We start from the raw sequence: 13,361 nt of genomic DNA on the forward strand, positions 1-13,361 counted from the left end.
ACGGCAAATGCACGGCGTCGCGCGCCTGGGCGTGGGCAAACTGGAAATCGAGCTGCGCGGTGGTCGGCAGGCTGGTGCCGGTGCGGCCCAGGGCGATGCGCGCCGGGGTCAGCGTGCGCAGCGCCAGCCAGGGGTTGTCGGGGGTGCTGATCGAGCGGTCCATGTCTACCTCTCAGGCCAGTTGCGCCAGCGCCTGGCGGAATGCCGGCGGCAGGTTTTCACCAAAGCGTACCCGGCCATCGGCCTGGGTGAAGATTCCGGTGCGTTGCAGCCACGCTTCGAACTCCGGCCCGGGCTTGAGGCCCAGGGTCTGGCGCGCGTAGAGCGCGTCGTGGAACGAAGTGGTCTGGTAGTTGAGCATGATGTCGTCCGAGCCGGGGATGCCCATGATGAAGTTGATGCCGGCGACGCCCAGCAGGGTCAGCAGGGTGTCCATGTCGTCCTGATCGGCTTCGGCATGGTTGGTGTAGCAGATGTCGCAGCCCATCGGTACACCGAGCAGCTTGCCGCAGAAGTGGTCTTCCAGGCCGGCGCGGATGATCTGCTTGCCGTTGTACAGGTACTCCGGGCCGATGAAGCCGACCACGGTGTTGACCAGAAACGGCTTGAAGTGGCGCGCCACGGCGTAGGCGCGGGCCTCGCAGGTCTGTTGGTCGACGCCGTGGTGGGCGTTGGCTGACAGTGCGCTGCCCTGGCCGGTCTCGAAGTACATGAGGTTCTGCCCGACCGTGCCGCGCTTGAGCGACAGCCCCGCCTCATAGCCTTCCTGCAGCACGTTGAGGTTGACGCCGAAGCTGGCGTTGGCCGCCTCGGTGCCGGCGATGGACTGGAACACCAGGTCCAGCGGTACGCCGCGGTTGATCGCTTCGATGGACGTGGTGACGTGGGTCAGCACGCAGGATTGCGTCGGAATCTCGTAACGCTGGATCACCGCGTCGAGCATTTCCAGTAACGCGCAGATCGAGGCCGTGCTGTCGGTGGCGGGGTTGATGCCGATCATGGCGTCGCCATTGCCGTACAGCAGGCCGTCGAGAATGCTCGCCGCGATGCCGGCCGGCTCGTCGGTGGGGTGGTTGGGCTGCAGGCGGGTGGACAGCCGTCCGCGCAAACCCATGGTGCCGCGGAACGCGGTGACCACGCGGATCTTCTGCGCCACCAGGATCAGGTCCTGCACGCGCATGATCTTCGACACGGCAGCGGCCATTTCCGGCGTCAGGCCGGGCGCCAGGGCGCGCAGGCTGTGCTCGTCGGCGGCGTCGCTGAGCAGCCAGTCGCGCAGGCCGCCGACGGTCAGGTGGCTGACCGCAGCGAAGGCCTGGGCATCGTGGGTGTCGACGATCAGCCGGGTGACTTCGTCGTCCTCGTAGGGAATCAGTGCTTCGTTGAGAAATGCAGCCAGCGGAATGTCGGCCAGGGCCATTTGCGCGGCGACGCGTTCGCCGTCGTTGCTGGCAGAAACGCCCGCCAATACATCGCCCGAGCGCGCAGGGCTGGCCTTGGCCATGACGTCCTTGAGGCTGTCAAAGCGGTAGATCAGGTGGCCGATGCTGTGTACATAACGTGCCATACAGGTCCTCCAGAGCACCGCAGGTCGGGCCTGCGGTGCGGATCGGCGATCAGTGCAGGGCCGCTTCGGCATCCTGGATCGCGGCAAATTCTTCTTCCGGTGTACCGGCCACCAGGTGGTGTCGGCTGTAGAACGCAAAGTAGGCGATCAACACGCCATAGATGACGGCAGCCCCGATCACCACGCGCGGATCGACCAGGAACCCGGCCACCACCGCAATGCACGCCAGCACCAGCGCCACACCCGAGGTGAAGATGCCGCCTGGGGTGCGATACGGGCGCGCCATCTTCGGCCGACGGATGCGCAAGGTGATATGCGCGGCCATCATCAGGACATACGACAGCGTGGCCCCGAAAACCGCCACCAGAATCAGCAGATCGCCTTGCCCGGTCAGCGACAGCGCGAAACCGATCAGCCCCGGAATCACCAACGCCAGCACCGGTGCCTTGCTCTTGTTGGTCTGCGACAGCTTGCGCGGCAGGTAGCCGGCGCGCGACAGGGCGAAGATCTGCCGGGAATAGGCGTAGATGATCGAGAAGAAGCTGGCGATCAGGCCGGCCAGGCCGACCAGGTTGACGAAGCTGCCCATCCAGGTCGAGCCGCCATAGGCCTTGGCCAGGGCTTCCACCAAGGGGTTGCCGGACGCCTTGAGGGCTTCGGCGCCCGCAGCACCCGGGCCGATCACCAGGATCAGCAGGGCGAACGCCAACAGCACCAGCATCGCGCCGATCAGGCCACGGGGCAGGTCACGCTTGGGGTTCTTGGTTTCTTCGGCAGCCAGCGGCACGCCTTCGACGGCGAGGAAGAACCAGATGGCATAGGGAATCGCCGCCCACACGCCCACATACCCGAAGGGCAGGAAGCTGCTGGCGCCGACGGCAGCGGTTTGCGGAATGTCGAACAGGTTGGCTGCATCAAAATGGGGCACCATGCTCACCAGGAACACCATCAGGGCAATCGCGGCCACGGCGGTGATGGCGAACATCAGCTTCAGCGCTTCGCCGACCCCGAGGATGTGGATGCCGATGAAAATGATGTAGAAGGCCAGGTAGATCATCCAGCCGCCAATGCCGAACAGCGACTCGCAGTACGCGCCGATGAACACCGCGATGGCGGCCGGGGCGATGGAATATTCGATCAGGATCGCCGTGCCGGTGAGGAACCCGCCCCAGGGCCCGAACGCACTGCGGGCAAAGCCGTAGCCGCCGCCTGCGGTGGGGATCATCGAAGACAGCTCGGCCAGCGAGAAGCACATGCACAGGTACATGGTGGCCATCAGCAGAGTGGCGAGGAACATGCCGCCCCAGCCCCCTTGGGCCAGGCCGAAGTTCCAGCCGGCGTAGTCGCCGGAAATCACATAGGCCACGCCCAGGCCCACCAGCAACACCCAGCCGGCGGCGCCTTTTTTCAGTTCACGTTGCTGGAAATACTCGGAGCCGACGTTCTCGAAGTCGACCGAATGATTGGCCGGCGCAGGGCCGGATTGATCGCTTGGCATAATGTTCACCTGTTGTTTTTGTGCGGATCGCAGAAGCTGCGCACCGTGTGGTGATGTGTGTTGCAGGAAGCGAGCCAGAGCGGTTCAAGCACGATTGCCGATCTGGTTGTGAGGTGCAGTATGGTCTGTCCAGGAGGCCCGCGCCTGTCGGGGGAGGGGAGGCAGGCGCGGGCTGATTCAGCGGCTCAGAAGAAGCCCAGCGGATTGATGTCGTAGCTCACCAGCAGGTTTTTCGTCTGCTGGTAGTGGTCGAGCATCATCTTGTGGGTTTCCCGGCCGACGCCCGACTTCTTGTAGCCACCGAACGCAGCGTGCGCCGGGTACAGGTGGTAGCAGTTGGTCCACACGCGGCCGGCCTTGATGCCACGGCCCATGCGGTAGGCACGGTTGATGTCGCGGGTCCAGACGCCAGCGCCGAGGCCGAATTCGGTGTCGTTGGCAATCGCCAGGGCTTCGGCTTCGTCCTTGAAGGTGGTGACGCTGACCACCGGGCCGAAGATCTCTTCCTGGAACACGCGCATCTTGTTGTTGCCCTTGAGCAGGGTCGGCTGGATGTAATAGCCGGTCGACAGCGCGCCTTCGAGTTGCTCGACCTTGCCGCCGGTGAGCAGCTCGGCGCCTTCTTCCTGGGCAATCTTCAGGTACGACTGGATTTTCTCGAACTGCTGCTGCGAGGCCTGGGCGCCGACCATGGTGTCGGTGTCGAGCGGGTCGCCGCGCTTGATCTGCAGCACCTTCTTCATCACCACTTCCATGAACTGCGGGTAGATCGATTCCTGCACCAGTGCGCGCGATGGGCAGGTGCACACCTCGCCCTGGTTGAAGAACGCCAGCACCAGGCCTTCGGCGGCCTTGTCGATGAAGGTATCTTCGGCCTGCATGATGTCTTCGAAGTAGACGTTGGGCGATTTGCCGCCCAGCTCGACGGTCGACGGAATGATGTTCTCGGCCGCGCATTTCATGATGTGCGAACCGACCGGGGTAGAGCCGGTGAAGGCGATCTTGGCAATGCGCTTGCTGGTCGCCAGGGCCTCACCCGCTTCACGGCCATAGCCTTGCACCACGTTCAGCACGCCCTTGGGCAGCAGGTCGCCGATCAGTTCCATCAGCACGGTGATGCCCAGCGGGGTCTGCTCGGCGGGCTTGAGCACCACGCAGTTGCCGGCGGCCAGGGCCGGGGCGAGTTTCCAGGCGGCCATCAGCAGCGGGAAGTTCCACGGGATGATCTGCCCGACCACGCCCAGCGGCTCGTGGATGTGGTAGGCCACGGTGGTTTCGTTGATTTCGGCGGCGCCGCCTTCCTGGGCCCGCAGGCAGCCGGCGAAGTAGCGGAAGTGGTCGACGGCCAGGGGAATGTCGGCGTTGAGGGTTTCGCGGACCGGCTTGCCGTTGTCCCAGGTTTCGGTGATGGCCAGCACTTCCAGGTTCTGTTCGATGCGGTCGGCGATGCGCAGCAGCACGTTGGAGCGGTCCTGCACCGAGGTGCGGCCCCAGGCATCGGCGGCAGCGTGCGCGGCGTCGAGGGCCTTGTCGATGTCTTTGGCAGTGGAGCGGGGGAACTCGGCGATGGGCTTGCCGTTCACCGGGGAGAGGTTGGTGAAGTACTCACCGTCCACGGGCGCGACGAACTCACCGCCGATGAAGTTACCGTAGCGCGCCTTGAACGAGACCTTGGCGCCGTCGGTACCGGGATGTGCATAACGCATGGTGTGTCTCCTGGTTGATTTATGGTTGTTGAGGAGTGGCAAAGCCTAGAGCAAAGGTCGGGCCAGCGCCTGCAACCTCAATGAATACGGGCATTTCGCGGCTCGTGGCAGCCAGGCCGGATCGAGGCTGTCACGCGCTCGATACGTCTGGGGGTGACACTCTGTACCCGGATCGGTACAGCGCTCGGGTGCGAGACCTTTGGCCCATTGCAAAGCGTGGTGGGCAGGAGGATGCTCAGGGAAATTCTTCTGCACGGAAGCCCGCGCGATGAACAGCAGCCCGTTCAGCCGTCATGCCCATCAAGTGTTCACCGTTGCCAGTGGGCAGCCTGGCGCTGCGGGCAGCGACCCTTCCATCGCCCGCTCCTGGCTGCGCTGCCTGGAGGACTACCACCTGGACCCGGCGCTCGCGCAGGCCCCCGCCGTCCTGGAGCACGCGCATGTGCAGCAGGGTCGCGAACGCCTGGGCCAGGTGCTGGAAATCGCCGGCACGGAAATGCACAGCCTGCATCAGCAACTGAGCGGCGCCGGGCATGCGGTGCTGCTGACCGATGCGCGCGGCATCATCCTCAACTCGGTCACCGCCCCGACCGAACAGCGCATCTTCGAGCGCGCCGGGCTGTGGCTCGGTGCCGACTGGAGCGAAGCGCGCGAAGGCACCAACGGCATTGGTACCTGCCTGGTCGAACGCCAGCCGCTGACCATCCACCAGGACGAGCATTTCCGTGGACGGCACACCGGGCTGACCTGCTCGGCCAGCCCGGTGTTCGATCCGCAAGGTGAGCTGCTGGCGGTGCTGGATGTGTCTTCGGCGCGCACCGAGGTGTCGCGCCAGAGCCAGTTCCACACCATGACGCTGGTCAACCTCTCGGCCAAGGTGATTGAGCGCTGCTACTTCCTGCGCCAGTTCGAGCACCTGTGGCTGTTGCGCTTTCATGTTCAGGCCGAGTCGGTGGGGCTGTTCAGCGAGGGGCTGCTGGCAATCGACGGCGATGGCCGTATCCACGCGGTCAACCAGAGCGCGCTGAACCTGTTGGGCGCGCCGCGCAGCGGCATGCTCGGTCAGTCGGTGGAGCGCTTCTTCGCATGCCGCCTCGACGACCTGCTGGCCCGCGCCACGCCCCAGGCCGGCGCGGTGTGGCCGTTGCAGACGCATCAGGGCCGGGCCCTGTTCGCCAGTTTGCGCGGGCAGGCCACCCGTGCGCTGTGGAGCGTGCCGGCGCCAGTGGCGGCACCGGCGGTGCGGCGCGACACCGCCCAGGGGTGTTGGGTCGACCCGGCGCTGGTGGACGACTTCCGCCGCGCGGTGCGCGTATTCCAACGTGACGTGCCGCTGCTGCTGTGTGGCGAAACGGGTTGCGGCAAGGAGGCCTTCGCCCAGGCCGTACACCAGGCCAGTGACCGCCAGGGGCGGCCGTTCGTGGCGATCAACTGCGCGTCGATTCCGGAAAGCCTGATCGAGAGCGAGCTGTTCGGTTATCGCGGCGGCAGCTTTACCGGTGCGCGCAAGGAAGGCATGCGCGGCAAGCTGTTGCAGGCCGATGGCGGCACGTTGCTGCTCGATGAGATCGGTGACATGCCGCTGGCCCTGCAAACGCGCCTGCTGCGGGTCCTGGAAGACCGCCAGGTGGTGCCCATCGGCGGCGAGCCACGGCATGTGGATGTGCGCATCATCAGTGCTACCCACCGCCATTTGCTGGAGCGGGTCGAGCAGGGCAGTTTCCGCGAAGACCTGTATTACCGCCTCAACGGCCTGGAAGTCAGCCTGCCGGCGGTGCGCGAGCGCAGTGACAAGGGCCCGCTGCTCGACTTCCTGCTGGACCCGGCCGCGCGCCGGCGCCTGCTCGACTACGCCTGGCCGGGCAACGTGCGGCAGATGAAGAATGTGCTGCGAACGGTGGTTGCGCTGTGCGAAGGCTCACGCATCACGGTTGCCGACCTGCCTGGCGTGGTGCGCGCGCAGGCGCCGGCTAGCGCTGTGCCTGTGATACCCGACGCGCCAGCGCAGGATGCTGCCGGCAGCGCGCTGGAGATGGCTGAGCGCGAGGCCTTGCTCGGCATTCTCCAGGCCCGGCGCTGGCACCTCACGCAAGTGGCCGAGCACCTGGGCATCAGCCGCAACACCCTGTACCGCAAGCTGCGCAAGCACGGCATTCGCAGGGTCGACTGAGCGAAACACTGGGTGCGCTTTCCCTAGGCCTGGGCTACCCTGCCTCGACGTTTTGCGAGGTCGATCATGCACATTCACATTCTCGGTATTTGCGGCACTTTCATGGGTTCTCTGGCGGTGCTCGCCAAGGCACTGGGGCATCGCGTCACCGGCTCCGATGCCAACGTCTACCCGCCCATGAGCACCCAGCTCCAAGCCCAGGGCATCGAACTCACCCAGGGCTATGACCCGGCGCAACTGCAGCCCGCCCCTGACCTGGTGGTGATTGGCAACGCCATGTCGCGCGGTAATCCCGCGGTGGAATACGTGCTGAACAAGGGCCTGCCCTATGTGTCCGGGCCGCAGTGGCTGGCGGACCATGTGCTGCAAGGCCGCTGGGTGCTGGCCGTGGCCGGCACTCACGGCAAGACCACCACCAGCAGCATGCTGGCCTGGGTGCTGGAACATGCCGGCATGAGCCCGGGCTTTCTCATCGGCGGCGTGCCGCAGAACTTCTCGGTGTCTGCGCGCCTTGGCGAGACGCCGTTCTTCGTGGTCGAGGCCGACGAATACGACAGCGCGTTCTTCGACAAGCGTTCCAAGTTCGTGCACTACCACCCGCGAACGGCGATCCTCAACAACCTTGAGTTCGACCATGCGGACATCTTCCCGGACCTGGAGGCGATCGAGCGTCAGTTCCATCACCTGGTGCGCACCATTCCCAGCGAAGGCCTGGTGATTCACCCCACCCGCGAGCACGCCCTGGAACGGGTGATCGGCATGGGGTGCTGGACCCCGGTGCAAACCACCGGCGATGGCGGCCAATGGCAGGCGCGTCTGCTCAGCGCTGACGGTTCGCACTTCGAGGTGCTGTTCGACGGCGAGGTGCAGGGCGTGGTGCAGTGGCCGCTGACCGGTCGGCACAACGTCGACAACGCCCTGGCCACGCTGGCCGCGGCCCGCCATGTGGGCGTCGCGCCGGCGCTGGGCATCGAGGGCCTGAGTGCCTTCAAGAATGTCAAACGGCGCATGGAAACCATCGCCCAGGTGCAAGGCGTCACTGTCTATGATGACTTCGCCCACCATCCCACGGCCATCGCCACCACCCTCGATGGCCTGCGCAAGCGCGTCGGTGAGGCGCCGATCATTGCCATCATCGAGCCGCGCTCCAACTCGATGAAGCTCGGCGCACATCGCGACGGCCTGCCAGACAGCGTCAGCCAGGCTGATCAGGTGATCTGGTACGCACCGGCCAACCTCGGCTGGGACCTCGCCGGGACCGCAGCGCAGTGCGCAGTCCCTTCGGTGGTTGCCGACAGCCTCGAGGCGATCATCGAGCGGGTCAAAGGCCAGGCTCGCCCCGGCACTCACGTGGTGATCATGAGCAATGGCGGTTTTGGCGGCCTGCACCTGAAACTCGCCGAGGCTCTGAAGTGAGCGGGCCGCAGCGCATTACCCTGGCCATGACCGGCGCGTCAGGTGCGCAGTACGGCCTGCGCCTGCTCGATTGCCTGGTCCGTGAAGACCGCGAGGTGCATTTCCTCATTTCCAAGGCTGCGCAGTTGGTCATGGCCACGGAAACCGACGTCGACCTGCCGGCCAAGCCACAGGCGGCGCAGACCTTTCTGACCGAATACACCGGCGCCGCCGCCGGGCAGATTCGCGTGTATGGCAAGGAAGACTGGATGTCGCCGGTGGCCTCGGGCTCTGGCGCGCCGGCGGCCATGGTGGTGGTACCGTGCTCGACCGGCACCCTGTCGGCCATCGCCGCCGGGGCCTGCAACAACCTGATCGAGCGGGCCGCCGATGTGACGTTGAAGGAGCGCCGGCAGCTGATTCTGGTGCCGCGTGAGGCGCCGTTTTCCACGATTCATCTGGAGAACATGCTCAAGCTGTCGAACATGGGCGCGGTGATCCTGCCGGCGGCGCCGGGCTTCTACCATCAGCCGCAGACCATCGATGACCTGATCGATTTCGTCGTCGCACGGATTCTCAATCTGCTGGAGATCCCCCAGGACATGCTGCCGCGCTGGGGCGAGCACCACCTGGGCGGGGAAGCGTGAGGGCGCTGGTGCTGGCCGGGGCGCTGCTGCTGGGCGGTTGTGCCACGGTCAGCACGCTCGATGCCAAGCAGCCGGGGGCACCTGTGGTGTACGCCGGCACCCGGCTGAACCTGTATGCGCTGGAAGGCGGCTGCTGCGCCGAAGACCGTTTCGGCACGGCCGCGCCGCGCTGGCCAGCGCTGGACCTGCCGGGTAGTGCCTTGCTTGACACCCTGCTGTTGCCCCTGTCAGTGCTGACTGCGCTCGGTGTGGGCTTCAATGCCCAAGGCGGGCTGTAGCGCCCGTTATTTGCCCAGGCGCCGCAACTCGTCGGACTCGACCACCCGCACACCGTCCTGCTCCTCCAGCGCCAATCGCCACAGCGCGCGGGCCAGGGTGCAGGCTTCGATGCCTTTGTATTTGCCGGGGATCAGTTTGGCCAGCGGCGCTGCGAGCCGCTCGCCCAGGCGTTGATTCAGGCGTTCGCCGAGCAGCAGGGAAGGGCGGGCAATGGTCAGCTGCGGCCAGCCCTGCTGCTGCAGCACCGCCTCCATCTCGCCTTTGACCCGGTTGTAGAACACCGAAGACTCGGCATCGGCGCCAATCGCACTGATCACCAGCAGGTGTCGCGCGCCGAGCTCCCGCGCGCGCAGGCCAAACGCCCTGACCAGATCCAAGTCGACGGCGCGGAAGGCCGCTTCCGAGCCTGCCTGCTTGATCGTGGTGCCCAGGCAGCAGAAGGCGATGTCGAAATGGCCGGTCAGGCTGGGCAACAACGTTGCCAGGTCACCGACCGGGTTGCTCAGGTGGGTGTGCTCGGCCAGCGCGCGGCGGGTCGGCGCCAGGACCTGGGTGATGGTGGGCTCGCTGAGCAGGCGGTCGAGCAAGTGCTCGCCGGTCAGGCCGGTGGCACCGGCAAGCAACACGTGCTGAGGAGTCAAATACATGATGTTTCTCCGTTGATACAGTCAGCGTAGCGGGCGTATGACAGGTTGCAGGATAGGCGATGGGCTACCAGGCCACGCGCTGCACGTCCCTCGTGCGGGTGCTCGAGGTCATCGAAACCGTTGCGCGACCTCTCAGCCCCGAACCCCTACGGAGTGATCTCGTTCAGCGCGTTTTCAGCCTGCTGGCGACGCAACTGCTGCCAGTGCGCAATCACCCCGGGGGGCGCCCACAGCTGCGGTTCAGAGGCCTCGAAGCCTTCCCGTTGTTCCCGTTCGGCAACGCTGGCGCGGGCCAGTTCAAACGCCTGTTTCAGATCGTCGGTCTGGTTCAGGGCCTGGGCGAACAGGGCGTCGCCAAAGTAGGTGAAATCGGCTTCCTCCGAACAGCCGAAGGACACTCGGTCGCGCCGTGCAGCCGTCATGATCAGCGTGCGTTCATCTTGCAACGGGGCGATGTAACCGCCTGAGTAGCAGGCCGAGACCACGATCACCTTGTCGCGGTGCTTGAGCGGTGCCAGCACGCTGGCCAGGTCGTCGGCTGCCAGATCGGCCAGTTGCAGGCGCGGTTGATCGAGCACCAGCTGGTGGTCGGCGCTGCCGTGGCTGGTCAGGTAGATGAACAGCAGGTCATTGGCCGAGGTGCGTTCGGCCAGCGTCTGTGCGGCGCGGCGGATGTTCTCGCGGGTCGCCATGGGCCGGGTGGCGAGGGTGTCCCGGTGATTCACCAAGGTGACCTGGCCGTGAGCGCCAAAGCGCACCTTGAGCAGATTGCTGACGTAATCGGCTTCGCGCAGGAACACGCTTTGCTGGCCATCGCCGGCCACGACCAGGCTGTAGAGCTGGATCGGTGGCCTGGCCTGACGGGGTGCGGTGGCTTTTAGCGACTGCGCCTGAGTCGCTGGCAGCGCGTTCGCTTGCACCGCGGGGGTAGCAGCCGCGTGGGGTTGAGTGGATTGAGTGCGTGCGCTATCGGCTTGTGCAGCGTTGGTTTGCGTTGCCGGGCTGGCAGCCGCGTGTGGTTGAGTCGGTTGGGTACGTGCGCTATCGACTTGCGCAGCGCTGGCCTGCGCCACGCGGGTTGCAGCGGTCAAGGCACGGATCGGCTGCACGCGCACGGCGTCGGCCTGCGGCACGGCAGCCAAGGCCTGTTCGAGCAGCGCGCCTTGGTTGAGCAGGGCCAGGTCCAGTGGGTCGGGTAACAGATGGCCTTTTTCATCACGCACACGCACGCCGTTGACCCAGTAACCGGCTTCGACACGGCCATCGGCATGGGTCAGACGGCCTTGGCCGTGGTAGGTATCGTTGTCGAACGCGCCGCGATACTGGCTGCCGTCTGGCAGTTGCAGATGGCCCTGGCCGGCAAAACGCCAGTCACGGAATTCACCCTTGTAGTGGCTGCCATCCGCCCCGAGCAGTTCGCCCTGGCCGACCAGTGCGCCGTCCTTGAAGGGGCCGATCCACACGTCGCCATCGGCGTTTTCGTAGCGGCCCCGGCCTTCCAGGCGGCTGTCCTTGAAGTCACCGATGTACTGCTCGCCCTCGATGCTGTCGAAGGTGCCGCTGCCCTGCAGTTGGCCATCGACGAAAGTGCCGCTGAACTGGTTGCCGCTGGCATCGCTACGCACCCCGGCGCCGTTGGGCTTGCCCTGGCTGAACAGGCCCTGGTAGCGGCTGCCGTCGGCCATCTGCAGCTCGCCGGCGCCCTGGTATTGATCGTCCTTGAACTGGCCGCGGTACACCTGGTCGTGCTGCTTGAGGGTGCCCTCGCCATCGCGTCGGCCTTGTTTGAAGGTGCCGCTGTAGTGGCTGTCGGGCGTGGTCAGCTCGCCCAGGCCGTCGAACAGGCCACCGGCGAACTGGCCGCGATAGACCTCGCCGTGGCTGCCGCGCCACTCGCCGTCGCCCTGCCATTGGCCTTTGTCGAAACCGCCCTGGTAGAAGCTCCCGTTGGGATAGTCGATGCGCCCCTGGCCCTGCAACAGCCCATTGACCAGCTCGCCCCGGTAACGGCCACCGTCGGGCAGGCGCGCATCTGCCGGCGACAGGGGCTCACCTTCGCCGCAGGCAGCGAGCAGCAATGTCAACGCAAGGGGCAGCAGTGGGCGCATGACGGAGTCCGGGCTGGAAAATCCGCGAGTATGCCGTAGATCGCACCCGGGCAGACAGTCATCGGCTGTGGCCATGGCCGTACTTCAGACGAAGCACGCCTCCGGCCTCTGGGGCGCAGGCGCTGCAGGGCACGCACGGGGTGGCTGGCCAGCGCCGTCATCGTGTTGTATTGGCTGGAGTCAAGTCGCAGCGTTCTACGCCCTTTGTCGTCTGATGCCGGGCAAAGCCGTGCTTATAATGACCCGATTGCCCGGAGGAGGTGCTTATGCTGTTGCGTGGTTTGTCGTGGCTGGTGCTGTTCCAGCTGCTGGGAACGGCGATCAATCATCTGCTGTCGCCCATGTTGCCCGGCCCGATCATTGGCCTGTTGCTGCTGCTGGCATGGCTGATGGTGCGAGGCGAGGTCGCCCAGCCGCTGAGCGAGGCGTCGTCCAGCCTGCTGCGCTACCTGCCGTTGCTGCTGGTGCCGCCGGCGGTCGGGGTGATGGTCTATGCCAAGGACATCGCCGCCGATTTCTGGGCCATCGTGGGCGCGCTGGTGATTTCCTGCCTGGCCACGCTGGTGCTGGTGGGCGTGCTGATGCAGAAGCTCATGCATCGGCAGAACGCGCGCAAGGAGCAGCCATGACCGCGGATTTTCACGGCGCGCTGGAGGCGGTGGTGCACCATCCGCTGTTTGGCATCGGTGTCACCCTCGGCGCCTATCAGCTGGCCGTGGCGGCCTACGAAAAAACCCGCTGGATCTTCCTGCAACCGGTATTGGTGTCGATGCTGCTGGTGATTGGCGTGTTGCTCCTGTGCGGCATTGAGTACCGCGAGTACCGCAGCAGCACCGAGATCCTCAACATCCTGCTCGGCCCGGCGACGGTGGCTCTGGCGATTCCGCTGTACCTGAACCTGCGGCGTATCCGCCAGCTGTTCTGGCCGACCTTTACTACGCTGGTGATCGGAGGGCTGTTTGCCACCGTCGCGTGCGTGGCGCTGGGTTACGGGTTTGGTGCCGAACACATGATTCTGATGACCATGGCGCCGAAGTCGGTGACTTCGCCCATCGCCATGCTGGTGGCCGAGCAGATCGGCGGCGTGGCTGCACTGGCGGCGGTGTTCGTGCTGATCACAGGCGTGCTGGGGGCGATCTTCGGGCCGGCGCTGCTCGACCGGTTCGGCGTGACCAGCCCCGAGGCGCGGGGTATGTCGCTGGGGATCTCGGCCCACGCGGTGGGCACCTCGGTGGCCTTGCAGGAAAGTGATGAATGCGGCGCCTTTGCGGCGCTGGCAATGAGCTTGATGGGCGTGGCCACTGCGGTATTCCTGCCGCTGGCGGTCAGCCTGGTGACTTGAGG

General features: G+C 65.7%; 11 protein-coding genes and 2 pseudogenes. 6 read left to right on the forward strand and 7 right to left on the reverse strand.

Features of this window, described 5'->3' with window-relative positions; genetic code table 11:
- From RT028_RS04140 to RT028_RS04155, 4 genes are all read right to left on the reverse strand, one after another.
- Positions 1-163 (reverse strand): ethanolamine ammonia-lyase light chain EutC (locus RT028_RS04140; protein ID WP_409567161.1); only part of this gene is annotated, 163 nt, incomplete at its 3' end.
- Between the two features lie 9 nt (positions 164-172).
- Positions 173-1,567 carry an ethanolamine ammonia-lyase subunit EutB gene (locus RT028_RS04145; RefSeq protein ID WP_312932759.1) on the reverse strand — a complete coding sequence of 465 codons (1,395 nt, stop codon included), beginning with the start codon at positions 1,565-1,567 and terminating at the stop codon, positions 173-175.
- Positions 1,568-1,616: 49 nt separating this feature from the next.
- Entirely contained in the window at positions 1,617-3,065 is a 1,449-nt protein-coding gene (eat, locus tag RT028_RS04150; protein WP_312932761.1) for an ethanolamine permease, read from the reverse strand.
- A 185-nt stretch (positions 3,066-3,250) separates the two neighbouring features.
- Complete coding sequence (locus tag RT028_RS04155; RefSeq protein WP_312932763.1) at positions 3,251-4,771, reverse strand: aldehyde dehydrogenase family protein; 1,521 nt, start codon at positions 4,769-4,771, stop codon at positions 3,251-3,253.
- Between the two features lie 268 nt (positions 4,772-5,039).
- Between RT028_RS04155 and RT028_RS04160 the strand changes: the two genes are divergently transcribed.
- The 4 genes from RT028_RS04160 (at position 5,040) to RT028_RS04175 (ending at position 9,261) form a co-directional block, all read left to right on the forward strand.
- The gene (locus RT028_RS04160) at positions 5,040-6,941 is read left to right on the forward strand and encodes a sigma-54-dependent Fis family transcriptional regulator (RefSeq protein ID WP_312932765.1); all 1,902 of its coding nucleotides are present in this window, start codon (positions 5,040-5,042) and stop codon (positions 6,939-6,941) included.
- A 66-nt stretch (positions 6,942-7,007) separates the two neighbouring features.
- Complete coding sequence (gene mpl, locus RT028_RS04165) at positions 7,008-8,357, forward strand: UDP-N-acetylmuramate:L-alanyl-gamma-D-glutamyl-meso-diaminopimelate ligase (protein WP_312932767.1); 1,350 nt, start codon at positions 7,008-7,010, stop codon at positions 8,355-8,357.
- Positions 8,354-8,983, forward strand: coding sequence for a flavin prenyltransferase UbiX (gene ubiX, locus RT028_RS04170; RefSeq protein WP_312932769.1), 630 nt, complete (start codon positions 8,354-8,356; stop codon positions 8,981-8,983). The genes mpl and ubiX overlap by 4 nt, the downstream gene beginning before the upstream one ends.
- Positions 8,980-9,261, forward strand: coding sequence for a YceK/YidQ family lipoprotein (locus RT028_RS04175; RefSeq protein WP_312932771.1), 282 nt, complete (start codon positions 8,980-8,982; stop codon positions 9,259-9,261). The genes ubiX and RT028_RS04175 overlap by 4 nt, the downstream gene beginning before the upstream one ends.
- A gap of 6 nt (positions 9,262-9,267) precedes the next feature.
- On the opposite strand, the gene RT028_RS04180 is transcribed toward RT028_RS04175, so the two are convergent.
- From RT028_RS04180 to RT028_RS20275, 3 genes and pseudogenes are all read right to left on the reverse strand, one after another.
- Entirely contained in the window at positions 9,268-9,909 is a 642-nt protein-coding gene (locus tag RT028_RS04180; protein ID WP_312932773.1) for an oxidoreductase, read from the reverse strand.
- A 146-nt stretch (positions 9,910-10,055) separates the two neighbouring features.
- Positions 10,056-10,760, reverse strand: a pseudogene (locus tag RT028_RS20270) (C13 family peptidase); the annotation flags it as partial.
- A gap of 270 nt (positions 10,761-11,030) precedes the next feature.
- Positions 11,031-12,017 (reverse strand): annotated as a pseudogene (locus RT028_RS20275) (MORN repeat-containing protein); the annotation flags it as partial.
- 266 nt (positions 12,018-12,283) lie between these two features.
- Between RT028_RS20275 and RT028_RS04195 the strand changes: the two are divergent.
- Both RT028_RS04195 and RT028_RS04200 read left to right on the forward strand, forming a co-directional pair.
- Positions 12,284-12,646: a CidA/LrgA family protein gene (locus RT028_RS04195; protein ID WP_312932775.1), complete on the forward strand. Its 363-nt coding sequence runs from the start codon at positions 12,284-12,286 to the stop codon at positions 12,644-12,646.
- Positions 12,643-13,359: an LrgB family protein gene (locus tag RT028_RS04200; protein WP_312932777.1), complete on the forward strand. Its 717-nt coding sequence runs from the start codon at positions 12,643-12,645 to the stop codon at positions 13,357-13,359. Before RT028_RS04195 ends, RT028_RS04200 begins: the two co-directional genes overlap by 4 nt.
- Positions 13,360-13,361 lie beyond the last annotated feature (2 nt).

This window comes from Pseudomonas sp. (assembly GCF_032058845.1).
Taxonomy (GTDB): domain Bacteria; phylum Pseudomonadota; class Gammaproteobacteria; order Pseudomonadales; family Pseudomonadaceae; genus Aquipseudomonas.